This window comes from Streptomyces acidicola, from assembly GCF_009377235.1.
GTDB lineage: Bacteria > Actinomycetota > Actinomycetes > Streptomycetales > Streptomycetaceae > Streptomyces > Streptomyces acidicola.
Window position 1 is genome coordinate 1 of the sequence record NZ_VMNX01000160.1, and the last position, 21,818, is coordinate 21,818.

Below are 21,818 nucleotides of genomic sequence, written 5' to 3' on the forward strand. Positions count from 1 at the left end.
AACGTGAGGGGCGCCGCATCCACGTGGATGCGGCGCCCCTAAGACGTACGTACCGTCGAGGTCAGCTCTTCTTGGCCGACTCGGTCTCGGGCTCCTTCTCGGGCTCGCTGCCCGTGGGCTCCTCGACGGCCGCCTTCTCAGGCTCCCCATTGGATTTGGACTCGGACTCGGACTCGCCGGGCTTCGACTCATCGGACTTCGACTCATCGGACTTGTCCGACGGCTCCGTGACGTCTGCCTTCTTCTCGGTCCCCGCCGCCTCACCGTCAGCGCCGTCGGAGGCACCCGGTTCCACGATCTCCTCGCGCCCCGGCCGCATCCGCGCCGAAAGGACGATGTAGACCACCGCGAGCAGGAAGACGAACATCGCGGTCCAGTTGTTGAGCCGCAGACCGAGGATGTGGTGGGCGTCGTCGACGCGCATGTACTCGATCCAGAAGCGGCCTACGCAGTACGCCGCGACGTAGAGCGCGAACGCCCGCCCGTGCCCGAGTTTGAAGCGGCGGTCGGCCCAGATGACCAGGAGCGCGACGCCGATGCACCACAGGGACTCGTAGAGGAAGGTCGGGTGGTACGTGCCCGGGACCCGGCCGTCCGTCGAGGACGTGATCTTCACGGCCCAGGGGAGATCCGTGGGGCGCCCGTACAGCTCCTGGTTGAACCAGTTGCCCCACCGCCCGATCGCCTGCGCGAAGGCGATGCCGGGCGCGACGGCATCGGCGTACGCGGGCAGCGGGATGCCCCGGCGGCGGCAGCCGATCCACGCACCCACCGCTCCGAGCGCGATCGCGCCCCAGATGCCGAGACCGCCCTCCCACACCTTGAAGGCGTCCACCCAGTCACGGCCCTCGCTGAAGTACAGCTCGTAGTCCGTGATCACGTGGTACAGCCGTCCGCCGACGAGGCCGAAGGGAACAGCCCAGACCGCGATGTCGGCCACTGTGCCGGCCCGCCCGCCGCGGGCGACCCAGCGTTTGTTACCGAGCCAGACGGCCACGAAGACGCCGATGATGATGCAGAACGCGTAGCCGCGCAGCGGCACGGGGCCCAGGTACAGCACCCCGCGCGACGGGCTCGGAATGAAGGCAAGCTCAACAAGGTCCATGGCAAGGTCGACGCTACCCTGCCGGACAGGTACCACGGCAACCCGCCCGGCTACGGCTCCATAACGCCACCCCCGTCAGACCACGGCGGACGGGCCTCACCCGCCGTTCTTCGCCTCCACCATCTGCTTCAGCTTCGCCGGGGTCAACGACTGGTCCTGGTAGATGTTCTTGCCGTCGAGGAGCACGGTCGGGGTGCCCCCGAAGTCGCCCTTCTGGAAGGCCTCGTTCGACTTCACGGCCCAGCCGTTGTGCGTGCCGTCCTCGACGCACCGGCGGAAGGCGGGCGTGTCCAGCCCGTCGACCTTCTTCGCCAGCTCGACCAGCTTGGCGTCCTTGGCGAAGGCGTCCTCCGTCTCAGGGGGCTGGTTCTTGTACAGCACGTCGTGGTACGCGGGGAACTTGCCCGCGTCCTGGGCGCACGCGGCGGCGTTGGCGGCGTTCTTCGAACCGCTGCCGCCCATGTTCCCGTCGATCAGCGTCGCCAGGCGGTACTCGACCTTGAGCTTTCCGGCGGCCGTGAGCCGGTGGATCGTGGAGCGGTAGGTGTCCTCGAAGGACTTGCACGCCGGGCAGCGGAAGTCCTCCCACACCGTGAGGGTCGCCTTGGCGCCGTCCTTGCCGACGGGGATCACCAGGCCGTTCTTGCCCTGCGCTCCCGAGGGCCCCACGACCGGGCCCGAGGCTTCGTCCACGCCGTCCTTGCTCGCGTTCGCGGCGAGGGCGCCGATCCCCGCGGCCAGGCCCAGGACGCCCACCACGGAGGCCCCCACGATCAGTACGCGGCGGCGCCTCTCCGCGGTCTTCTGCTTCTCTCGCTCCGCCGCCAGCCTCTCCCGGGCGGTGCGCTTTCCGTCACGGTTCTTCTCGCTCACATCCGGCAGAACGAACCGGGGAGACGCAGAGCGCCTCCCCGGCCCCAGGTCCACTCGTTCGAGTGAGCGGATTGTCCGTCACGTGCGCGAACGGCCGCGTGTCACGACCACGTGCGACACCGGCCCCACGCGCCGTCCCTTGTGCTGCCCGTCACGCCGCCCCGCGCACGCCCTGGGCGAGCTCGCCCGCCAGGGTCCGTACGGCTTCCAGTCCGGCGGCCTCGTCCGGGGCGTCCAGCATCCGCTTCACGAAGGCGGAGCCGACGATCACCCCGTCGGCGAAGCCGGCGACCTCGGCGGCCTGCCTGGCGTTGGATACACCGAGCCCGACACAGACGGGCAGCTCGGTGGTGGCCCTGGTGCGCTGGACCAGGTCCTGCGCCTGCGCGCCCACCGACGCGCGGGTTCCCGTGACGCCCATCAACGAGGCCGCGTAGACGAAGCCCGAGCCCGCCGCGGTGATCTCGGCGAGCCGGGCGTCCTTGCTGCTGGGCGCGACCACGAAGACCGTGGCGAGCCCGTGCTTCTCGGCGTGTTCCTTCCAGAGGGCCGACTCCTGGACGGGGAGGTCGGGCAGGATGCACCCGGCCCCTCCGGCCTCCGCGAGCTCGGCGGTGAAGCGCTCCACCCCGTACCGGTCAATGGGATTCCAGTACGTCATCACGAGCACCGGCTTCCCGGTCGCCTCGTAGGCCTCCCGGACCGTGCGCATGACATCGGCGATCTTGACGCCGCCCCGCAGGGCGATGTCGTCGGCGGTCTGGATGACTGGCCCGTCGAGGACGGGGTCGCTGTGCGGCAGGCCCACCTCGACGACGTCGGCACCGCCCTCGAAGACGGCCTTGATCGCGGCGATCCCCCCGTCGACGGTCGGGAATCCGGCCGGGAGGTACGCGATGAGAGCGGACCGCCCCTCGGCCCTGGCGGCCGCCAGGGTGTCACTCAGCAGCTGGACGTTGCCGCTCACTTGGCGTCCCCCTCGATCTCGGCGGCGCCGCCGTCGGCGTCCGCGGCAACGGTGGCGTCGGTGTCGTACAGGCCGAAGTACCGGGCGGCCGTGTCCATGTCCTTGTCGCCGCGGCCGGACAGGTTGACGACGATCAGCCCGTCCTTGCCCAGCTCCCGGCCGACCTCCAGGGCGCCGGCGAGCGCGTGGGCGCTCTCGATGGCCGGGATGATCCCCTCGGTGCGCGACAGCAGGCGCAGCGCCTGCATCGCGGCGTCGTCGGTGACCGCGCGGTACTCGCCGCGGCCGCTGTCCTTGAGGTAGGAGTGCTCGGGGCCGATGCCGGGGTAGTCCAGCCCGGCCGAGATCGAGTACGGCTCGGTGATCTGCCCTTCCTCGTCCTGCAGGACGTACGACCGCGACCCGTGCAGAATCCCGGGCTCACCCGCGGTCAGGGTCGCGGCGTGCTCCCCGGTCTCGACGCCGTGCCCGGCGGGCTCGCACCCGATGAGGCGTACGGAGGTGTCGGGGATGAAGGCGTGGAAGAGCCCGATGGCGTTGGAACCGCCCCCCACGCAGGCGACGGCGGCATCGGGAAGGCGCCCGGCACGCTCCAGCAGCTGGCGCCGTGCCTCGACGCCGATGACGCGGTGGAAGTCACGCACCATGGCGGGGAAGGGGTGGGGTCCCGCGACGGTCCCGAACAGGTAGTGGGTGTGATCGACGTTGGCGACCCAGTCGCGGAAGGCCTCGTTGATGGCGTCCTTGAGCGTCCTGCTGCCGGACTTCACGGCGATGACCTCGGCGCCGAGCATGCGCATGCGCGCCACGTTGAGGGCCTGCCGCTGGGTGTCGATCTCGCCCATGTAGATGGTGCATTCGAGCCCGAACAGCGCGCACGCGGTCGCCGTCGCCACGCCGTGCTGTCCGGCGCCGGTCTCGGCGATGACGCGCGTCTTGCCCATGCGCCGGGTGAGCAGCGCCTGACCGAGTACGTTGTTGATCTTGTGGGATCCGGTGTGGTTGAGGTCTTCCCTCTTCAGGAAGACACGGGCGCCACCGGCGTGTTCGGCGAACCTCGGCACCTCGGTGAGTGCGCTCGGCCGCCCGGTGTAGTGCACGAGCAGGTCGTCGAGCTCGCGGGCGAACTCGGGATCGGCCTTCGCCTTGTCGTACTCCACGGCGACCTCGTCCACGGCGGCGACCAGCGCCTCCGGGATGAACTTGCCGCCGTACGCGCCGAAGTACCCCTCGGCGCTGGGAACCCGGCCCTCGGGGTCGGGAATGAAGAACTCGCTGGACATGCGGTTACCTCGCAGGGGCTTGAGCCCCGGTTACAGGTCGGACACGGTCACGGTATCCACGTACGCGCGCACTCCGTCGAGGTCGGTTACGAGCCGACGACAGCGAGAAGCAGCCCCTCTCGGCCCACGTGGAGCCGGTCACCCGGTTCCTGGTGGTGAGGGCGAGCTCGGATGCCCGGGCCGACCGACGTCGGCTCAGCCCGTCCGCAGAGTGAACGCGCGTACGGGCCCGGGCCATCGCATTCCGTTGACCTGGCCGGGCTCGTCACCGATGACGTAGCGGACGCGGCGACCGTGGACGCGCCGCGCGGGCGCCCGGCAGCCGCGCGGACGACAGCCGCGGGCCAGGCGGGCGTATGGGCCGGCCGAGCGTGCGCAGGCCAGGGCGACGGCGCCGGTCGAGCGCGGGCTCGTCCGGTGGCGTCGGGCCGGTGCGCGGCGGACGGCCATGCTGTGCGTCAGCCCCTGCCCTGCCGCAGCGCGGGGTGGGCGCCCGCGGCCACGAGGTCCGACACCGCCGTCTTCGGGTCGCGGCCGGTCACCAGGGACTCGCCCACGAGCACGGCGTCGGCGCCGGCGTTGGCGTACGCGATGAGGTCGTGCGGGCCGCGGACACCGGACTCGGCGATCTTGACGATGCTGTCGGGGATCTCGGGGGCGATCCGCTCGAACGTGGAGCGGTCGACCTCCAGGGTCTTCAGGTTGCGGGCGTTGACGCCGATCACCTTCGCGCCCGCGTCCACCGCCCGCTCGATCTCCTCCTCGTCGTGCACCTCGACGAGCGGTGTGAGCCCGATGGACACGGCACGCTCGACGAGGGACTCCAGGGCGGGCTGGTCGAGGGCCGCGACGATCAGCAGGGCCAGGTCGGCGCCGTACGCCCGGGCCTCCCACAGCTGGTACGAGGTGACGATGAAGTCCTTGCGGAGGACGGGGATGTCGACGCGGGCCCGGACCGCCTCCAGGTCCGCCAGTGAGCCGCCGAAGCGACGCTGCTCGGTGAGGACGGAGATGACCGCCGCGCCGCCCGCCTCGTAGTCGGCGGCCAGACCCGCCGGGTCGGCGATCGCGGCCAGCGCGCCCTTGGAGGGGCTGGAGCGCTTGACCTCGCAGATCACCTTCACGCCGTCACCGCGCAGCGCGGCCACGCCGTCCTTGGCCGCCGGGGCCTTCACCACGCGTTCCTTGAGCTCGTCGAGGCTGACGCGCGCCTGCCGCTCCGCGAGGTCGGCACGGACTCCGTCGATGATCTCGTCGAGCACACTCACGCGAGCGGCCCCCTTCCTGACGGTGGGCGGTTGAAGCGGTTCGAGCAGTTCAAGCTGTTCGGGGTCACTGCGATGGTATCCGCAGGAGGGCGTAGGCCTCGCATCCGGTTGACGCCGGTCCCTCTACCTGGACGTTCACCAGGTGATCAAGGATGCAGCCAGCCACCGAACGGCAGGTTCCGGACAACGGTGAAGACCAGCGTCAACGCGCCCAGCGACCACAGCGCCACCGACGGCATTTCGATCTTCGTCGGGCGCCCGCGCACGGTGCGGACCACCCAGATGGTCCATCCCGCCGCGAACGCCAGAAAGCCCAGCACGGCCAGCGCGTTGTCGGTGAGTGCCGTTGCGATGTCCCCGTGCGCGAACGCGTGCGCCGCGCGCAGGCCGCCGCAGCCCGGGCAGTACAGGCCGGTGAGGCGGAGCAGCGGACAGACCGGGTAGTGCCCGGGCTCGTTGGGGTCCACGGCCCCGACGTACGCGAAGGCCCCGGCCACGGCCGCGAGCACCCCGGCCGGCACGGCCAGACGCCCCAGCACGGAGCGCGCGCCCGTGGGGGCGCCGCTCGACGGGGTCACTCTGCGACTGTCGGCGTTCACACCACGCATTCTGCCCGGCGCGGGCCGCCCGGCGCGCGGGAGGGGCGGATCCGGCGCTTGTGCACGCCGGGTCCGCCCCTCCCGGAGCCGTACGGGTACGAGACCGCCGTGCGGGCTCAGCTCTCGGCGCCAGCCGGCTCGCGCGCCGCCTCGGGCTTCGCGACGACCTGAACGGGCTGTGCCGGCTTCGACTGGCCCAGGCCCATCGAGCGCATGATGGCGCCGACGACACCGCCGAGGACCGTGATCACCATGCCGGCCCAGAAGCCCAGCGGGTTGGCCATCACCATGAAGGCGCCCGCGACGCAGAAACCGATGATTGCGATGATGACACCGGTCCAGGCGGCCGGGGTGTGACCGTGGCTGCTGCCCGCCATGCTTGCTCCTCGTTGCTGTAAGCGATGCGTGTGTGAGTCGGACGCTCGCCGTCCATTGTCCCGTACGCGCGCGAACACCCTGAGCGGGGGTCTCTCCTCGGGGCGTCAGCGAACGCCGGAGCGCCGAAGGCACCCTATGCGCCCGTCGGGTCCTCGCCCCGGTCGAGGGCCTTCCACAGGTCCTCGGGACGGTCCGGGTCCACGGGCTTCGCCTTGCGCGGCCGGGGCGTCCCGTCACGCTCGTAACGGCCGGACATCGCGGGCCAGAGTGTCCCGTACCGCAGGGCGATCAGCCCGGCGAGCAGGATCAGTACGCCGCCCACGGCCGCGGCGTAGGGCCAGGCGGTGTGGCTGAGCGCGTCGACGGTGGCGGAGGTGTCGCCGGAGGCCTGTGCGGCCTTCTCGTCGAGCGCGGAGCTGTCGGAGGCGCCCAGCACGGCCGTGGCGACGGTGCCCGCGCCGGAGAGCGCGAGCAGCGCCGCGACCAGGACGCGCCCGGCCCTGCGTACGGCGAACACGGCGACGAGCGCGGCGAGGCCCACTATGGCGAGGGCCGCGGGGACGCCGGTGACCTCGCTGCCCTTGGCGGTCAGCGGGAAGTCGCCGCCCGCGACCGAGGCGGTGGCCTCCGACCAGCGCTGCCGGGAGGCGAGCAGTGCCACGGCCGCGCCGAGCGCGCCGCACAGCAGCGCGACGCCGAGACTTCGTCGCCCGGCACGGACGCGTGCGGGTTCGGAACGGGGGTGAGGTAGTGCGGTCACGTACTCCACTATCGCCTGACGTCCGCGCGCCACATCACCCGGGGTTCACGCCCGCCGCTGACCGAGCCGGTTCGCCGTGTGCACCGCGCGCAGCACCGCCGCCGCCTTGTTGCGGCACTCGGTGTCCTCGGCGACGGGGTCCGAGTCGGCGACGATGCCGGCGCCCGCCTGGACGTAGGCGGTGCCGTCACGGAGGAGGGCCGTGCGGATGGCGATGGCGGTGTCGGAGTCGCCGGCGAAGTCGAGGTAGCCGACGCAGCCGCCGTACAGCCCGCGGCGGGCCGGCTCCAGCTCGTCGATGATCTGCATCGCGCGCGGCTTGGGGGCTCCGGAGAGCGTGCCGGCCGGGAAGCAGGCGGTCAGCACGTCGAAGGCCGTACGGCCTTCCGCGACCCGCCCGGTGACGGTCGACACGATGTGCATCACGTGCGAGTACCGCTCGATGGACATGAAGTCGACGACCTCGACCGAGCCGGGCTCGCACACGCGGCCCAGGTCGTTGCGCCCCAGGTCGACGAGCATCAGGTGCTCGGCGCGCTCCTTGGGGTCGGCGAGCAGCTCGTCGGCGAGGGCCTGGTCCTCCTGCGGGGTGGCGCCGCGGTGCCGGGTGCCCGCGATGGGGTGCACCATCGCCTGCCCGTCCTCGACCTTGACCAGGGCCTCGGGGGACGAGCCGACGACGTCGAAGCCGTCGAAGCGGAACAGGTACATGTACGGGGAGGGGTTGGTCGCCCGCAGGACGCGGTAGACGTCCAGCGCGCTTGCCGTGCACGGCGTTTCGAAGCGCTGGGAGGGGACCACCTGGAAGGCCTCGCCGGCCCGGATGCGCTCCTTGACGTCCTCGACGGCCTCCTGGAAGTCGGGGCCGCCCCAGCGGGCGGTGTACTCGGGGAGCTCGGAGGGCGGGAGCACGGCCGCGGGCCCCGAGACGGGGCGGGAGAGGTCGGCCTGCATGGCGTCGAGGCGGGCGACCGCGTCCGCGTACGCCTCGTCCACGCCCGTGTCCAGGTCGTTGTGGTTGATGGCGTTGGCGATGAGCAGCACCGTGCCGTCCCAGTGGTCGAGGACGGCCAGGTCGCTGGTGAGCAGCATCGTCAGCTCGGGGAGCTGGAGGTCGTCGTGCTCACCCGGGCCGATCTTCTCCAGGCGGCGCACGATGTCGTAGCCGAGGTAGCCGACCATGCCGCCGGTGAAGGGGGGCAGGCCCGAGGCGAGGTCGTGGGGCGTGTGCAGGGCCTGGATCGTTGCGCGCAGGGCGACGAGCGGGTCACCGTCGACGGGCACGCCGACGGGTGGGGTGCCCAGCCAGTGCGCCTGGCCGTCCCGCTCGGTGAGTGTGCCGGCGGAACGGACGCCCACGAAGGAGTACCGGGACCACGAGCGGCCGTTCTCCGCGGACTCCAGCAGGAAGGTGCCGGGGCGCTCGGCGGCGAGCTTGCGGTAGAGCGCAACCGGGGTGTCGCCGTCGGCGAGGAGTTTGCGGCTGACGGGGATGACACGGCGGTCGGTGGCCAGCTTGCGGAACGTCTCTAGGTCCATGGCGGCCGACCCTACTGATCCAGTGACGGTGCGTCGGAACCGGCGCCGCCTTCGACGGCCCCCAGGACATCGGCCTCGAAGCAGGTGCGGGCGCCGGTGTGGCAGGCGGCGCCCACCTGGTCGACCTTGACCAGCACGGTGTCGGCGTCGCAGTCCAGGGCCACGGACTTCACCCACTGGAAGTGGCCGGAGGTGTCGCCCTTCACCCAGTACTCCTGACGGCTGCGCGACCAGTACGTGCAGCGGCCGGTGGTGAGCGTGCGGTGCAGCGCCTCGTCGTCCATCCAGCCCAACATGAGCACCTCCCCGGTGTCGTACTGCTGGGCGATCGCGGGGACGAGCCCGTCGGCGCTGCGCTTGAGGCGCGCGGCGATCCCGGGATCGAGGCTGCCGGGCCCGTTGGGCCCGCTGGGGGACGGCGTGCTGGTCATGGGTGCCATTGTGCCGCGCGCCGCCGACACCGCCCGTGGTTGTCCACAGGCCGGACCGGTTCGGGGGACGCCCGGCGGCGCACCGGGCCGGTCTCCACTGGGCTCAGGCGCCACCCGGTCGTAGGCTTGCCGCATGTCGACCCATGCCAAGCGTGAACGACTTCTCCTCGCCGACCTGTTGGAGGCATCGGGCCCGGACGCCCCGACCCTCTGCGAGGGCTGGAACACCCGTGACCTCGCCGCCCACGTGGTGGTGCGCGAGCGCCGCCCCGACGCCGCCGGTGGCATCCTCGTCAAGCAGCTCGCTTCGCGTCTGGAGCGGGTGATGGCCGAGTTCACCGCGAAGCCGTACGACGAGCTGATCCGGCTCATCCGCACCGGCCCGCCGCGTCTCTCGCCCTTCTCCCTGAAGCAGATCGACGAGGCCTCGAACACGATCGAGTTCTACGTCCACACCGAGGACGTGCGCCGCGCCCAGCCCGACTGGACGCCGCGCGAGCTGGACCCGGTCTTCCAGGACGCCCTGTGGTCCCGTATGGAGCGCACCGCCCGGCTGATGGGCCGCAGTGCCCCGACCGGGCTCGTGCTGCGCCGCCCGGATGGCCAGACGGCGGTCGCCCACCGGGGCACGCCGGTGGTCACGGCGACCGGCGAACCGTCGGAGCTGCTGTTGTTCCTGTACGGGCGGCAGCAGGTGGCCGACGTCGAGCTGGACGGCGAGAAGGACGCGATCACGAAGCTGCACGAGACGAAGCAGCTGGGGATCTGAGCGGTCAGCGGGGCAGCTCCGCGCGGCGCAGCGGGCCGGAGCAGAGGCCGTACACACCGGCCAGGCCGCACACGGCCGCGCTGACCGTGAACACCGGGCCGGTGCCCCACAGGCCGATCGCGGCGCCCGTCAGCGGGAAGGTGAGCGGTGCGAGCCCGAGGCTGAAGAAGGTGGACACGGAGGTGACCCGGCCGACGTAGGCCCGGTCGGACCCGGCCTGGAGGAGCGCCCCGCACAGCACGCCGTTCAGCCCGGAGATCAGGCCGATCGAGAGGGCCACGGCGACGGCCGCCGCGACGTGGGGCACGTAGGCCAGCGCGGCGATCGCGACGGCACTGGCGACGCCGGACACCGACAGGACGAGTCCCGCGCGCGGGACTCGTCCGCGGACGCCGATCAGCAGCGAGACCGCCCCGGCGCCGGTACCGAAGCCCGCGAGCACCCAGCCGACGCCCCCGGCTCCCCAGCCGCGTTCGTCGGCGAGGAGGGTCAGGCCGATGTTGAGCGGGCCGACGAAACCGAGGTCGCTGAGCGCGATGACGACGATCAGCGAGCGCAGGACGCGGTGGCCGCGCAGGTAGCGCAGCCCGTCGGCCAGATCGCTCCACGCGGTGCCACGCGCGCGCGTGCCCTCCGCCGGCTCCTCCCCCACGCGTAGGGCGATCAGGAGCGGCAGGGACGCCGCGAACAGCAGCCCGGCCAGGCCGAACGCCGCCGCCGAGCCGCCGAGCGCCACGCCGAGGCCGCCGAGCGGGGCCCCGACGACGCTCGCGAGGCGGACCACGAGTCCGCGCATGCCGTGGACCCGGGCGAGCTGTCCGCGTCCCGTGATCCGGGTCGGCAGGGCACCGAGCGCGGGCATCATGACGGCGTCGACCGCCCCGAAGACGAGGGCCAGCGCGGCCAGCGGCCACAGGCCCGGACGGCCCGCGAGCAGCAGCCCGGCGACGGCGAGGACCACCGCGCAGCGCACGGTGTCGCTGCTGATCAGCACCCTGCGGGGGCCGAACCGGTCGGCGATCACTCCCCCGCCCAGCATCAACAGGGCCCGCGGCACGGCGCTCAGCGCGGTGACCAGACCGGCTTGCGCGGGCGTCCCGGCCTGGACGGCGGCCCAGGACAGGGCGAGGTAGTAGACGTTGTCACCGGTCGCCGACGAGGCGTACGCGCCGAGCCAGCGCAGGACGTTGGGGTCGCGGTGGGCCGGGCGGTCGGTGACGGGGACGTGCGCGGCGGTCGTGGGGGCCGAGGGCACGGGCGCGGGTCCTCTCAGATCCGGAACGGGAAGGCGTACGTGTGCACCGCGACGTTCTCCCGGCCCTCGGTGTCACCGGCGGCGTCGGCGGCCCGGCCGTGCTCGTCGTACCTGCGGACGAGGGCGAGCATCTCCTTGTTCAGCTCGGCCAGTTCGGCGGCCGTCAGCCGCAGCGACGCCTCGGAGGACTCCGCGGCCGCGTTCCACCGCTCGCCCCAGTGGGGGCGTTCGCCGAGGAAGCGCCGGTACATGTCGGCGCGCTGCTCGAAGAAGAGCCGGCTGGCCGCGGTGTGCGCGGCCGCCTTCTCGGGGGCGTCGCGGAAGTCCTCGTCGCGGATGCTCACCCCTTCCGAGGCGGGCTGCCACCAGCGCTCCCGGCCGTCCGTGCTCTGCGGCTCGGCCTCCTCGATGAGCCCGTGCTCGGCGAGCTTGCGCAGGTGGTAGCTGACCAGCGAGACGGCCTCGTCGACCTGCTCGGCCAGCTGGGACGCCGTCGCGACGCGTGCGATGGACAGCCCGCGCATGAGCTTCATCCGCAGGGGGTGGGCGAGCGCCTTGAGCGTGCCCAGATCGGTGATGCGGCGGTCCCGCTCCTTCTCGGCCATGTCCCCACGCTAGGTACGAAAGAAAAGTTGCGCAATATGTTTTGCGCAACTTTCCTTTTGCATCTGCCGGGAAGAAAGCCCCGGCCGGACGACCGGGGCTTTCGAGCAGGGCTGGGCTCAGCTCACGGAGCGCGACATCACCTCACCGGGTGACCCGCCTCCCGCAGTGTCTGCTTCACCTGACCGATCCGCAGGTCCCCGAAGTGGAAGACCGACGCGGCCAGCACGGCGTCCGCGCCCGCGACGATGGCGGGCGGGAAGTCCGTGAGCCTGCCCGCGCCGCCCGAGGCGATGACGGGGATCGTGACGTGCTTGCGCACCGCCGAGATCATCTCCAGGTCGTAGCCGTCCTTCGTGCCGTCCGCGTCCATCGAGTTGAGAAGGATCTCGCCCGCGCCCAGCTCGGCGGCGCGGTGGGCCCACTCGACGGCGTCGATGCCGGTGCCCTTGCGGCCGCCGTGGGTGGTGACCTCGAAGGACCCGCTCTCCGTGCGGCGCGCGTCGACCGACAGGACCAGGACCTGACGGCCGAAGCGCTCGGCGATCTCGCGGATCAGCTCCGGGCGGGCGATGGCGGCCGTGTTCACGCCCACCTTGTCGGCGCCCGCCCGCAGCAGCTTGTCGACGTCCTCGGCCGTGCGCACGCCGCCGCCCACGGTCAGCGGGATGAAGACCTGCTCGGCGGTGCGGCGCACCACGTCGTACGTGGTCTCGCGGTTGCCGGAGGACGCGGTGATGTCCAGGAACGTCAGCTCGTCGGCGCCCTCGGCGTCGTACACCTTGGCCATCTCGACGGGGTCGCCCGCGTCGCGCAGGTTCTGGAAGTTGACACCCTTGACGACCCGGCCGTTGTCCACGTCCAGGCAGGGGATGACTCGGACCGCCAGGGTCATGAATTCACGGCTCCCTTTGCATGCCTCTAGCCTCAGAAGGCTTCTGGCCTCTGAAAGCTTCTATTTCTACTTCGACCAGGATGCGCGGATCGACGAAGCCCTCCACGACCAGCAGGGTCGCGGCCGGGCGCACGGAGTCGAACAGTTCCTTGTGGGCCCGCCCCACCTCGTCGACGTCCCGCAGATGCGCCAGGTACATCCGGGTGCGGATCACGGACTCGATGCCGAGCCCGAACTCGCCGATCGCCTCGACCGCACTGGCGAAGGCCACCCTGGCCTGCTCGTACGGGTCGCCCTCCCCGTACAGCACGCTGCCCTTGAAGGCCGTCGTGCCCGCCACCAGCACGCGGTCGCCCGCCGCGACGGCGCGTGCGAAACCGATGGACTCCTCCCAGGGGCTCCCGCTCTGCACGCGCCGCACGGCATCCGACGTCATGACACCGCATCCACTGTCAGGACATTCATGACGACGTTCATGACGACATTCATGACACGGTCTCCAGGGCCTCTTCGAGGGTGAACGCCTTCGCGTACAGGGCCTTCCCGACGATGGCGCCCTCGACACCGAGGGGGACGAGGCCGGAGATCGCCCGGAGGTCGTCCAGCGACGACACGCCGCCCGACGCCACCACGGGGCGGTCCGTCGCCGCGCACACGTTCTTCAGGAGCTCCAGGTTGGGGCCCTGGAGGGTGCCGTCCTTGGCGATGTCGGTGACGACGTAGCGGGCGCAGCCCTCCTTGTTGAGGCGCTCCAGCGTCTCGTACAGGTCGCCGCCGTCGCGGGTCCAGCCGCGGCCGCGGAGCGTGGTGCCCCGGACGTCCAGGCCCACCGCGATCTTGTCACCGTGCTCGGCGATGATCTTGGCGACCCACTCGGGGGTCTCCAGGGCCGCCGTGCCCAGGTTCACCCGGGTGCAGCCGGTGGCCAGGGCGGCCGCCAGGGAGGCGTCGTCGCGGATACCGCCGGACAGCTCCACCTTGATGTCCATCGCCCCGGTGACCTCGGCGATCAGCTCCCGGTTGTCACCCGTGCCGAACGCGGCGTCCAGGTCGACCAGGTGCAGCCATTCGGCACCCGACCGCTGCCAGGCGAGGGCGGCCTCCAGCGGGGAGCCGTACGAGGTCTCCGTGCCGGACTCGCCGTGCACGAGGCGGACGGCCTGGCCGTCGCGGACGTCGACGGCGGGGAGGAGTTCGAGCTTGGCCATGGTCTACAGGGTTCCGATCCAGTTGGTGAGCAGCTGTGCTCCGGCGTCGCCGGACTTCTCGGGGTGGAACTGCGTGGCCCACAGGGCGCCGTTCTCCACGGCCGCCACGAAGGGCTTGCCGTGCGTGGACCAGGTGACCTTGGGGGCCCGCATGGCGGGGTTGTGGATCTCCAGGTTCCAGTGGTGGACGGCGTAGGAGTGCACGAAGTAGAAGCGCGCGTCCGCGTCCAGGCCGGCGAAGAGCTCGGAGTCGGCGGGGGCCTCGACGGTGTTCCAGCCCATGTGGGGCACGATGTCGGCCTGGAGCGGCTCGACCGAGCCGGGCCACTCGTCGAGGCCGTCGGTCTCCACGCCGTGCTCGATGCCGCGGGCGAACAGGATCTGCATGCCGACGCAGATGCCCATCACCGGGCGGCCGCCGGACAGCCGGCGGTCGACGATCCAGTCGCCGCGTGCCTCGGTGAGGCCCTTCATACAGGCGGCGAACGCGCCGACGCCCGGCACCAGCAGGCCGTCCGCGTTCATGGCCCTGTCGTAGTCGCGCGTGATCTCGACGTCGGCTCCCACGCGCGCGAGGGCACGTTCGGCGGAACGGACGTTGCCGAAGCCGTAGTCGAAGACGACCACGCGCTTTGCCGGACTGCTCAATTCCACACCTCCAGCCTCAGGACGCCGGCGACGAGACACATCCCGGCGCCTATCGAGAGCAGCACGATGAGCCCCTTGGGCATCTTCTGCTTGACGAAGGAGTAGACGCCACCGAGCAGGAAGAGCCCGACGACGATCAGGACGGTGGACAGACCGCTCATGGCTTACAGCGCGCCCTTCGTGGAGGGAAGAATTCCGGCGGCGCGCGGGTCGCGCTCGCTCGCGTACCTCAGGGCCCGCGCCAGCGCCTTGAACTGGCACTCGACGATGTGGTGCGCGTTGCGCCCGTACGGCACGTGCACGTGCAGCGCGATCTGGGCCTGGGCGACGAAGGACTCCAGGATGTGCCGAGTCATCGTCGTGTCGTACTCGCCGATCATCGGCGCCATGTTCTCGGGCTCGGTGTGCACGAGGTACGGGCGGCCGGAGAGGTCGACGGTCACCTGGGCGAGGGACTCGTCGAGCGGCACCGTGCAGTTACCGAAGCGGTAGATGCCCACCTTGTCGCCGAGAGCCTGCTTGAAGGCGGCGCCCAGTGCGAGGGCGGTGTCCTCGATGGTGTGGTGCGAGTCGATGTGCAGATCGCCCTCGGTCTTCACGGTCAGGTCGAAAAGACCGTGCCGGCCGAGCTGGTCGAGCATGTGGTCGTAGAAGCCGACCCCGGTGGAGATCTCCGTCCTGCCGGTGCCGTCCAGGTCGATCTCGACGAGGACGGAGGTCTCCTTCGTGGTCCGTTCGATTCTTCCGAGGCGGCCCTCGCGAGTCATGCGCTCTGCTCCTTCGGGGGTGTGGGGGTGTCCCCCACAAAGCTCAAGTGTTCACGTACCGCGTCGAGGAACGCGTCGTTCTCGGCCGGGGTTCCCGCGGTCACCCGCAGCCATCCCGGTACGCCGTTGTCCCGCACCAGGACGCCCCGGTCGAGGATCCTCTGCCAGGCCGCGTGGGCATCGGGGAACCGCCCGAACTGCACGAAGTTTGCGTCCGACTCGGTGACCTCGTAGCCGATCGCGCGCAGTTCCGCGACCAGCCGGTCCCGCTCGGACTTCAGCTGGTCCACGTACTTCAGCAGCGTGTCGGTGTGCTCCAGCGCTGCCAGGGCGGTGGCCTGTGTGACGGCCGACAGGTGGTACGGCAGCCGTACGAGCTGGACGGCGTCCACGACCGCGGGGTGCGCGGCGAGGTAGCCGAGGCGCAGGCCGGCCGCGCCGAACGCCTTGGACATCGTCCGGGAGATCACAAGGTGCGGGCGGCCTTCGAGCAGCGGCAGCAGCGAGTCGCCGTGGCTGAACTCGACGTATGCCTCGTCGACCACCACCATCGCCCCGGCGGTCTCCGCCTTCGCCGCCTGCGCGGCCTCGTACAGGGCGAGGACCGTTTCGGGCGGGACCGCGTTGCCCGTGGGGTTGTTGGGGGTGGTGATGAAGACGACGTCCGGCCGGAGCTCGGCGATGACCTTCTCGGCGGCGGCGAGGTCGACGGTGAAGTCGTCGCCCCGGGGGCCGGAGACCCAGCCCGTGCCCGTGCCGCGGGAGATGAGCGCGTGCATGGAGTACGAGGGCTCGAAGCCGATCGCCGTGCGGCCGGGCCCGCCGAAGGTCTGGAGCAGTTGCTGGATGACCTCGTTGGAGCCGTTGGCCGCCCAGACGTTCTCCGGGCCGAGCGGGTACTGGCCCGTCTTCGTCAGGTACCTGGCGAGCTCGGTGCGCAGCTCCACCACGTCCCGGTCCGGGTAGCGGTTGAGGTGCCGGGCCGCCTCGCGCACCCGCTCGGTGATCCGCTCGACAAGCGGCTCGGGCAGCGGGTAGGGGTTCTCGTTGGTGTTCAGCCGTACGGGGACGTCCAGTTGGGGCGCTCCGTAGGGGGACTTGCCGCGCAGCTCGTCCCGTACGGGAAGATCGTCGATACGTACGTCGGTCACTTGCTCTCCGGCACCTTCCACCCGAACCTTGCCTTGATCGCCGCGCCGTGCGCGGGCAGGTCCTCCGCCTCCGCCAGCGTCACCACGTGATGCGCGACCTCTGCCAGCGCGTCCTTCGTGTAGTCGACGACGTGGATGCCGCGCAGAAAGGACTGGACGGACAGGCCCGAGGAGTGGCAGGCGCACCCACCGGTGGGCAGGACGTGGTTGGAGCCTGCCGCGTAGTCGCCGAGCGACACCGGCGCCCAGGGGCCGATGAAGATCGCGCCCGCGTTCACGACCCGTTCGGCGACCGCCGTGGCGTCCGCGGTCTGGATCTCCAGGTGCTCGGCGCCGTACGCGTTGACGACCCTGAGGCCCTCGTCGATGCCGTCGACGAGCACGATCGCGGACTGCCGGCCCGCGAGGGCGGGGCGGATCCGGTCCTCGCTGTGCTTGGCGGCGTCGACCTGCGGCTCGAGCTCCTTCTCGACCGCGTCCGCGAGCTCCGCGGAGTCGGTGACGAGGACCGCGGCGGCCAGCGGGTCGTGCTCGGCCTGGCTGATCAGGTCGGCGGCGACGTGCACCGGGTCGGCGGTCTCGTCCGCGAGGACGGCGATCTCGGTCGGACCGGCCTCGGAGTCGATGCCGATGACGCCCGTGAAGTACCGCTTGGCCGCGGCGACCCAGATGTTGCCGGGGCCGGTGACCATGTTGGCGGGCGGGCAGGACTCCGTGCCGTACGCGAACATCGCGACCGCGGTCGCGCCGCCGGCCGCGTACACCTCGTCGACGCCGAGCAGCGCGCAGGCCGCGAGGATTGTCGGGTGCGGGAGCCCTCCGAAGTCGGCCTGGGCCGGGGAGGCGAGGGCCACGGAGCCGACGCCGGCCTCCTGGGCGGGCACCACGTTCATGATCACGGACGACGGGTAGACCGAGCGGCCACCCGGCGCGTACAGCCCGACGCGCTCGACCGGCACCCACCTCTCGGTGACCGTGCCGCCGGGGACGACCTGGGTGGTGTGGCTGTCGCGGCGCTGCTCGCGGTGGACGATGCGGGCGCGGCGGATGGACTCCTCCAGAGCCGCGCGCACGGCCGGGTCGAGCCGCTCCAGGGCGTCGTCAAGGGCCTCGGCCGGGACCCGTACGGACTCCAGGCGTACGCCGTCGAACTTCTCGGCGAAGTCGATGAGTGCCGCGTCGCCGCGATGATGCACGGCCTCGACGATCGGCCGCACCTTCTCCAGGGCGGCCGCGACGTCGAAGTCGGCTCGGGGCAGCAGGTCGCGCAGGGCGGGGCCCTTGGGGAGGGCATCGCCGCGCAGATCGATTCGGGCCAGCGAGAGATGTTGCAGCACGGGGACAATTCTCTCAGACCCCGGTCGGGCGCCGTCCGCCCGTATCAGTGTCTGATACACACCGTGTCTGATACACACCGTCGGGGGAACTCGGAAGATCGCCTTCACGTCCTGTGTTCAGGGCGTCACTCAGCGGGCATTGGACGTACGTACGAAACCGATGGGTGGCTGGGAGTTCCTGCGAGAGACGGGGAGGAAGGAAGAGTCGTGACCGAGGGTGCCGGCATCCGGGACGGAGACCTGCCGGACGATCTGACCGCCGCCGAGATCGGAATGTGGCAGGCCTTCCGCAACGGCAGCGTGTACGACCTGCGCGCCGGGGACACCGTGGTGGACGATCCGCACGGGGGCCACCCCTGGGGGCCCGAGCGGACCGTGCGGGCGCGGATCGTGTGCTGGCTGCTGCTGGACGGGCCGCCCGCGCTGGCGGGGCGGGTGTCGGCGCTGAAGCTCGTGGGCGTCCAGATCGAGGACACCCTCGATCTGGCGGGCGGCACGGTCGCGCCGTACGTGGAGATGAAGGGCTGCCGGTTCGAGAAGGAGATACGGCTGCCGGAGGCGCGGTTCACCACGCTGCGGCTGCTCGACTGCTCGGTGCCCCGGCTGGAGGCGGCCCGCGTGCACACCGAGGGCGATCTGCATCTGCCGCGCTGCCGGTTCCACAACGGGGTGCGGCTGACCGACGCGCACATAGGCACGGATCTGCTGCTCAACCAGGCCGTGCTCTACCGCGACCGGCGCGGCCGCACGCTCACCGGGGACGGCATGACCGTCGGGCAGGACCTGCAGGCCGAGATACTCGAATCGCACGGCGAGCTGAGCCTGCGCGGCGCCAGCATCGGCGTGTCGCTGAGCCTGCGCGGCGCGCAACTGACCAACCAGTACACGCGCCTGGCTCTCAACGCACCTCAGCTGACGGTCGGGCGCACCCTCTACATGACCCCTGCGGGTGTCGGCAATCCGCTCCTGACCAGCGGGACCACACCGGCGCGCGGCACCAGGGTGCAGCGGTTCACCTGCGAGGGCGGCATACGCCTCGACGACGGGCGGTTCGGCGACGCGGTCGACCTGGAGGGGGCCCGCTTCACCTTCACCGACGAGCAGGAGCTGTCGCTGCGCCGTGTCCAGGTGCCCGAGCTGCGCTTCCTCGGGGAGCGCCCGGAGCGCGGCAAGGTGGTCCTGTCGGGGGCGCGGATCGTCAACCTGATGGACCGGGCGGACAGTTGGCCGAGCCCGGGCAACCTCCAGATGGGCGGCTTCCAGTACGAGAACCTCGTGCCGCGCGGCCCGTTCCCGCTGGCCAGACGGCTTCAGTGGGTGGCCGCCGCGACCGCCGAGTACAACCCGGAGCCGTACGAGCGGCTCGCCACGGTGCTGCGCGCCGGCGGAGAGGACGAGGACGCCCGCGAGGTGCTGCTCGCCAAGCAGCGCCACCGTCGCGAGAACCTGCCGCTGGCGGCCAAGCTGTGGGGGTACGCGCAGGACTGGACGGTCGCCTACGGATACCGGCCGGGCCGGGCCGCCGTGTGGATGGCCGTGCTGTGGGCGGCCACGTCGATCGCCTTCTCGCACGCCGACCACCCGCCGATCAAGGACGGCGAGCACCCACCGTGGAACGCCTCCCTGTTCGCCCTGGACCTGCTCCTGCCGGTCGTCGACCTGGGGCAGGTGGGCTACTGGCAACTGCGCGGCGGCTGGCAGTGGCTGGCCGCGACGGTGATCCTGCTGGGCTGGGTCCTGGCTACGACGGTGGCGGCAGGGGCGACGCGACTCCTGAGCCGGAACTGACGCATCCGGGACGGGAGCGGAGCACGGCTTTTTTGCCGGACCTCGACCGCCCGCCGTACAACCGAAAGGCTCTTGCGAAGTCCCTCTGGCGCGCCTGCGACCTGCGGGTCTTCAATGACCTCACCATGGCTTCAGTGCGCGCGTTCCTCCGCACGGCGCGGATGATCCGGAACACCCCGCACCTCGCCGCCGGCCTGCCCGCCGACGACGATGTGCTGCTCGACGCCCCCGACGAGCGGCTCGCACCCGTCCTCGTGGCGACCGGCCGCGGCGAGTACGCTCCCGAACCGGCGGTGACCCGCGGCTGGGGGTCCCCCGCTCGCGGTGAACTCCTGCGCGATGCACGCCCGTTGATCTCCGCGGCCGCGGAGTCCGAGCCACGCGATCCGGTGCCCTGGCGGATCGCCCTCGACCACGCGCGGGGCGGCCTTCTCCGGCAGGACACTGTCGCACAGCCCCGCATGATCGGCCCGTACGCCACCTCGTTCACCTGGGACCGGATGTCTGACGATCCGCTCTGCCAGTTCCTCGAACTGCGGTACGGCGTACGGCTGGAGGTCGCGTCCGGCATCCCGCTGCGCTCACGGTCCGCTGCCGCTCCGTGCCCAAGGAGTGAGCACACAGACCCCACCCGCCCCGACGACCATTAGGCTCTTACGTCGTGACCACCGTCCGGCTCCCGCTCTTTCCGCTGAACTCGGTGCTGTTCCCCGGGCTCGTGCTCCCGTTGAACATCTTCGAGGAGCGCTATCGCGCCATGATGCGCGAGCTGCTGAAGACCCCCGAGTCCGAACCGCGCCGGTTCGCCGTCGTCGCCATCCGCGACGGCCACGAGGTCGCGCCGAGCGCGCCGGGCATGCCGGACCAGACGGCTCTGCCCGAGCGCGGCCCGACGGCGGGCTTCGGCGACGATCCGATGGGCGCGTTCCACTCCGTGGGGTGCATCGCGGACGCGGCGACGATCCGGGAGCGCGACAACGGCACGTTCGAGGTGCTGGCGACAGGGACGACCCGCGTGCGGCTGCTCTCCGTGGACGCGTCGGGCCAGTTCCTGACGGCCGAGTTGGAGGAGCTGCCGGAGGAACGGGGAGACGAGGCGGGAGCGCTGGCGGAGGGCGTCCTGCGTGCCTTCCGCCAGTACCAGAAGCGCCTGGCGGGAGCACGCGAACGCTCACTGTCGACGGGCGCGGACCTCCCGGACGAGCCGGCGGTGGTCTCGTACCTGGTCGCCGCGGCCATGATGCTCGACACCCCGTCCAAACAGCGTCTCCTCCAGGCCCCGGACATCGCCTCGCGCCTGCGCGACGAACTGAAACTCCTGCGCGCGGAGACGGCGATCATCCGTAGTCTGCCGTCGTTGCCGGCGGCGGAACTGACGCGCGGCCCGACGAGCCTGAACTGACGAGCCTCGACTGATCTAAGGGCACGGGACCTTGGCGAAGAAGCAGAAGAAGCAGAAGAAGCAACCGCAGCAGTCGGGCGGCACCCCCGCAACGGTGGCGCTGACGACAGCGGGAGTGGACTTCACCGTCCACTCCTACGAGCACGACCCCTCCCACCCCTCCTACGGCGAGGAGGCGGCGGAGGCGATGGGCGTCTCCCCTGACCGCGTCTTCAAGACCCTGGTGGCGGACGTGGACGGCACGCTGGTCGTCGCCGTGGTCCCGGTGGCCGGCTCCCTCGACCTGAAGGCCCTCGCCTCGGCCGTGGGAGGCAAACGCGCGGCCATGGCGGATCCGACCCTCGCGGAACGCACCACGGGCTACGTCCGCGGCGGCATCTCCCCGCTCGGCCAGCGCAGGAGACTCCGCACGGTCCTGGACGCGTCGGCCGCCGCCCACGCCACGATCTGCGTCTCGGCCGGCCGCCGCGGCCTGGAGGTCGAACTGTCCCCCCAGGACCTCCTCCACCTGATGGAAGCGGTCTCGGCGCCCATCGCCCGTGCGTGACCCCTCGACGGCTCTCCCGTCCTCCGGTAACTACGAAGGACATGTCGAAGAGAACCCGCAAACGCAGGTGGCGCACCAAAAAGGGCCGCTCGAACCACGGCCGCCGCCCCGCATAACCAACCATCCCCAGGGGCTCCGCCCCTCCAACCCCACGAGCCCGCTGCGGCGGAGCTCGGACCCGTATTCGGCCCGTCCGGCGTTTGAGGACGAGGCCGTTCAGGCCGACAAGAACACCCACCCACCCG

The 21,818-nt window shown here is 71.4% G+C and carries 25 protein-coding genes and 1 pseudogene; 5 read left to right on the plus strand and 21 right to left on the minus strand.

Going from position 1 to position 21,818, the window contains the following annotated elements:
* Positions 1-273: 273 nt before the first annotated feature.
* The 11 genes and pseudogenes from lgt to hisI form a co-directional block, all read right to left on the minus strand.
* A pseudogene (gene lgt, locus FPZ41_RS31750) lies at positions 274-1,105 on the minus strand (prolipoprotein diacylglyceryl transferase); the annotation flags it as partial.
* Positions 1,106-1,201: 96 nt separating this feature from the next.
* Positions 1,202-1,978, minus strand: a complete 777-nt coding sequence (locus FPZ41_RS31755; RefSeq protein ID WP_322620970.1) for a DsbA family protein — start codon at positions 1,976-1,978, stop codon at positions 1,202-1,204.
* 151 nt (positions 1,979-2,129) lie between these two features.
* Positions 2,130-2,945: a tryptophan synthase subunit alpha gene (gene trpA / locus FPZ41_RS31760; protein ID WP_322620971.1), complete on the minus strand. Its 816-nt coding sequence runs from the start codon at positions 2,943-2,945 to the stop codon at positions 2,130-2,132.
* Positions 2,942-4,228, minus strand: a complete 1,287-nt coding sequence (trpB, locus tag FPZ41_RS31765; RefSeq protein ID WP_152867073.1) for a tryptophan synthase subunit beta — start codon at positions 4,226-4,228, stop codon at positions 2,942-2,944. The genes trpA and trpB overlap by 4 nt, the downstream gene beginning before the upstream one ends.
* Before the next feature lie 195 nt (positions 4,229-4,423).
* The gene (gene trpM / locus FPZ41_RS49990; protein ID WP_398639307.1) at positions 4,424-4,678 is read right to left on the minus strand and encodes a tryptophan biosynthesis modulator TrpM; all 255 of its coding nucleotides are present in this window, start codon (positions 4,676-4,678) and stop codon (positions 4,424-4,426) included.
* 8 nt (positions 4,679-4,686) lie between these two features.
* Complete coding sequence (gene trpC / locus FPZ41_RS31775; RefSeq protein WP_322620972.1) at positions 4,687-5,496, minus strand: indole-3-glycerol phosphate synthase TrpC; 810 nt, start codon at positions 5,494-5,496, stop codon at positions 4,687-4,689.
* A gap of 146 nt (positions 5,497-5,642) precedes the next feature.
* Positions 5,643-6,104: a DUF2752 domain-containing protein gene (locus FPZ41_RS31780; protein WP_152867075.1), complete on the minus strand. Its 462-nt coding sequence runs from the start codon at positions 6,102-6,104 to the stop codon at positions 5,643-5,645.
* A gap of 107 nt (positions 6,105-6,211) precedes the next feature.
* Positions 6,212-6,472, minus strand: a complete 261-nt coding sequence (locus tag FPZ41_RS31785; protein WP_152867076.1) for an HGxxPAAW family protein — start codon at positions 6,470-6,472, stop codon at positions 6,212-6,214.
* 134 nt (positions 6,473-6,606) lie between these two features.
* Positions 6,607-7,242, minus strand: a complete 636-nt coding sequence (locus tag FPZ41_RS31790) for a TIGR02234 family membrane protein (RefSeq protein WP_322620977.1) — start codon at positions 7,240-7,242, stop codon at positions 6,607-6,609.
* A gap of 36 nt (positions 7,243-7,278) precedes the next feature.
* Positions 7,279-8,772, minus strand: coding sequence for an anthranilate synthase component I (locus FPZ41_RS31795; protein WP_152867077.1), 1,494 nt, complete (start codon positions 8,770-8,772; stop codon positions 7,279-7,281).
* An 11-nt stretch (positions 8,773-8,783) separates the two neighbouring features.
* Entirely contained in the window at positions 8,784-9,203 is a 420-nt protein-coding gene (gene hisI, locus FPZ41_RS31800; protein ID WP_152867078.1) for a phosphoribosyl-AMP cyclohydrolase, read from the minus strand.
* Between the two features lie 133 nt (positions 9,204-9,336).
* On the opposite strand from hisI, the gene FPZ41_RS31805 reads away from it, so the two are divergent.
* Complete coding sequence (locus tag FPZ41_RS31805; protein WP_131567402.1) at positions 9,337-9,972, plus strand: TIGR03085 family metal-binding protein; 636 nt, start codon at positions 9,337-9,339, stop codon at positions 9,970-9,972.
* Between the two features lie 4 nt (positions 9,973-9,976).
* Here the strand turns inward: FPZ41_RS31805 and FPZ41_RS31810 are convergent, their stop codons facing one another.
* The 10 genes from FPZ41_RS31810 to hisD all read right to left on the minus strand — a co-directional run bounded on the left by FPZ41_RS31810 (position 9,977) and on the right by hisD (position 17,818).
* Positions 9,977-11,227, minus strand: a complete 1,251-nt coding sequence (locus tag FPZ41_RS31810) for an MFS transporter (protein ID WP_322620973.1) — start codon at positions 11,225-11,227, stop codon at positions 9,977-9,979.
* Positions 11,228-11,241: 14 nt separating this feature from the next.
* Entirely contained in the window at positions 11,242-11,832 is a 591-nt protein-coding gene (locus tag FPZ41_RS31815; RefSeq protein WP_152867080.1) for an ArsR/SmtB family transcription factor, read from the minus strand.
* A 137-nt stretch (positions 11,833-11,969) separates the two neighbouring features.
* The gene (gene hisF, locus FPZ41_RS31820) at positions 11,970-12,725 is read right to left on the minus strand and encodes an imidazole glycerol phosphate synthase subunit HisF (protein ID WP_152867081.1); all 756 of its coding nucleotides are present in this window, start codon (positions 12,723-12,725) and stop codon (positions 11,970-11,972) included.
* 4 nt (positions 12,726-12,729) lie between these two features.
* Positions 12,730-13,161 (minus strand): RidA family protein, encoded by a 432-nt coding sequence (locus FPZ41_RS31825; protein WP_152867082.1) that lies wholly within the window; start codon positions 13,159-13,161, stop codon positions 12,730-12,732.
* A gap of 49 nt (positions 13,162-13,210) precedes the next feature.
* Positions 13,211-13,933: a bifunctional 1-(5-phosphoribosyl)-5-((5-phosphoribosylamino)methylideneamino)imidazole-4-carboxamide isomerase/phosphoribosylanthranilate isomerase PriA gene (gene priA / locus FPZ41_RS31830; RefSeq protein WP_152867083.1), complete on the minus strand. Its 723-nt coding sequence runs from the start codon at positions 13,931-13,933 to the stop codon at positions 13,211-13,213.
* A 3-nt stretch (positions 13,934-13,936) separates the two neighbouring features.
* Positions 13,937-14,581 (minus strand): imidazole glycerol phosphate synthase subunit HisH, encoded by a 645-nt coding sequence (gene hisH, locus FPZ41_RS31835; protein WP_152867084.1) that lies wholly within the window; start codon positions 14,579-14,581, stop codon positions 13,937-13,939.
* Positions 14,578-14,742, minus strand: a complete 165-nt coding sequence (locus tag FPZ41_RS47390) for a hypothetical protein (protein ID WP_165935107.1) — start codon at positions 14,740-14,742, stop codon at positions 14,578-14,580. Before FPZ41_RS47390 ends, hisH begins: the two co-directional genes overlap by 4 nt.
* A 3-nt stretch (positions 14,743-14,745) precedes the next feature.
* Complete coding sequence (hisB, locus tag FPZ41_RS31840; protein WP_131567417.1) at positions 14,746-15,348, minus strand: imidazoleglycerol-phosphate dehydratase HisB; 603 nt, start codon at positions 15,346-15,348, stop codon at positions 14,746-14,748.
* Positions 15,345-16,499: a histidinol-phosphate transaminase gene (locus FPZ41_RS31845; protein ID WP_322620974.1), complete on the minus strand. Its 1,155-nt coding sequence runs from the start codon at positions 16,497-16,499 to the stop codon at positions 15,345-15,347. The genes hisB and FPZ41_RS31845 overlap by 4 nt, the downstream gene beginning before the upstream one ends.
* Entirely contained in the window at positions 16,496-17,818 is a 1,323-nt protein-coding gene (gene hisD / locus FPZ41_RS31850; protein ID WP_152867091.1) for a histidinol dehydrogenase, read from the minus strand. The genes FPZ41_RS31845 and hisD overlap by 4 nt, the downstream gene beginning before the upstream one ends.
* Positions 17,819-18,043: 225 nt before the next feature.
* On the opposite strand from hisD, the gene FPZ41_RS31855 reads away from it, so the two are divergent.
* From FPZ41_RS31855 to ybaK, 4 genes are all read left to right on the plus strand, one after another.
* Positions 18,044-19,624, plus strand: a complete 1,581-nt coding sequence (locus FPZ41_RS31855) for an oxidoreductase (RefSeq protein WP_322620975.1) — start codon at positions 18,044-18,046, stop codon at positions 19,622-19,624.
* Positions 19,625-19,749: 125 nt separating this feature from the next.
* Positions 19,750-20,274, plus strand: a complete 525-nt coding sequence (locus FPZ41_RS31860; protein ID WP_152867085.1) for a hypothetical protein — start codon at positions 19,750-19,752, stop codon at positions 20,272-20,274.
* 11 nt (positions 20,275-20,285) lie between these two features.
* Positions 20,286-21,026, plus strand: a complete 741-nt coding sequence (locus tag FPZ41_RS31865; RefSeq protein WP_322620976.1) for an LON peptidase substrate-binding domain-containing protein — start codon at positions 20,286-20,288, stop codon at positions 21,024-21,026.
* Between the two features lie 31 nt (positions 21,027-21,057).
* Entirely contained in the window at positions 21,058-21,573 is a 516-nt protein-coding gene (gene ybaK, locus FPZ41_RS31870) for a Cys-tRNA(Pro) deacylase (RefSeq protein WP_152867086.1), read from the plus strand.
* Positions 21,574-21,818 lie beyond the last annotated feature (245 nt).

Coding starts and splice junctions, on each gene's coding strand:
- hisI (WP_152867078.1), bottom strand. CDS start 9,203: ATGACCAGCACGCCGTCCCCCAGCGGGCCCAACGGGCCCGGCAGCCTC.
- FPZ41_RS31785 (WP_152867076.1), bottom strand. CDS start 6,472: ATGGCGGGCAGCAGCCACGGTCACACCCCGGCCGCCTGGACCGGTGTC.
- FPZ41_RS31780 (WP_152867075.1), bottom strand. CDS start 6,104: ATGCGTGGTGTGAACGCCGACAGTCGCAGAGTGACCCCGTCGAGCGGC.
- hisB (WP_131567417.1), bottom strand. CDS start 15,348: ATGACTCGCGAGGGCCGCCTCGGAAGAATCGAACGGACCACGAAGGAG.
- FPZ41_RS31815 (WP_152867080.1), bottom strand. CDS start 11,832: ATGGCCGAGAAGGAGCGGGACCGCCGCATCACCGATCTGGGCACGCTC.
- trpM (WP_398639307.1), bottom strand. CDS start 4,678: ATGGCCGTCCGCCGCGCACCGGCCCGACGCCACCGGACGAGCCCGCGC.
- FPZ41_RS47390 (WP_165935107.1), bottom strand. CDS start 14,742: ATGAGCGGTCTGTCCACCGTCCTGATCGTCGTCGGGCTCTTCCTGCTC.
- FPZ41_RS31805 (WP_131567402.1), top strand. CDS start 9,337: ATGTCGACCCATGCCAAGCGTGAACGACTTCTCCTCGCCGACCTGTTG.
- FPZ41_RS31825 (WP_152867082.1), bottom strand. CDS start 13,161: ATGACGTCGGATGCCGTGCGGCGCGTGCAGAGCGGGAGCCCCTGGGAG.
- priA (WP_152867083.1), bottom strand. CDS start 13,933: ATGGCCAAGCTCGAACTCCTCCCCGCCGTCGACGTCCGCGACGGCCAG.
- FPZ41_RS31795 (WP_152867077.1), bottom strand. CDS start 8,772: ATGGACCTAGAGACGTTCCGCAAGCTGGCCACCGACCGCCGTGTCATC.
- FPZ41_RS31860 (WP_152867085.1), top strand. CDS start 19,750: ATGGCTTCAGTGCGCGCGTTCCTCCGCACGGCGCGGATGATCCGGAAC.
- trpB (WP_152867073.1), bottom strand. CDS start 4,228: ATGTCCAGCGAGTTCTTCATTCCCGACCCCGAGGGCCGGGTTCCCAGC.
- hisF (WP_152867081.1), bottom strand. CDS start 12,725: ATGACCCTGGCGGTCCGAGTCATCCCCTGCCTGGACGTGGACAACGGC.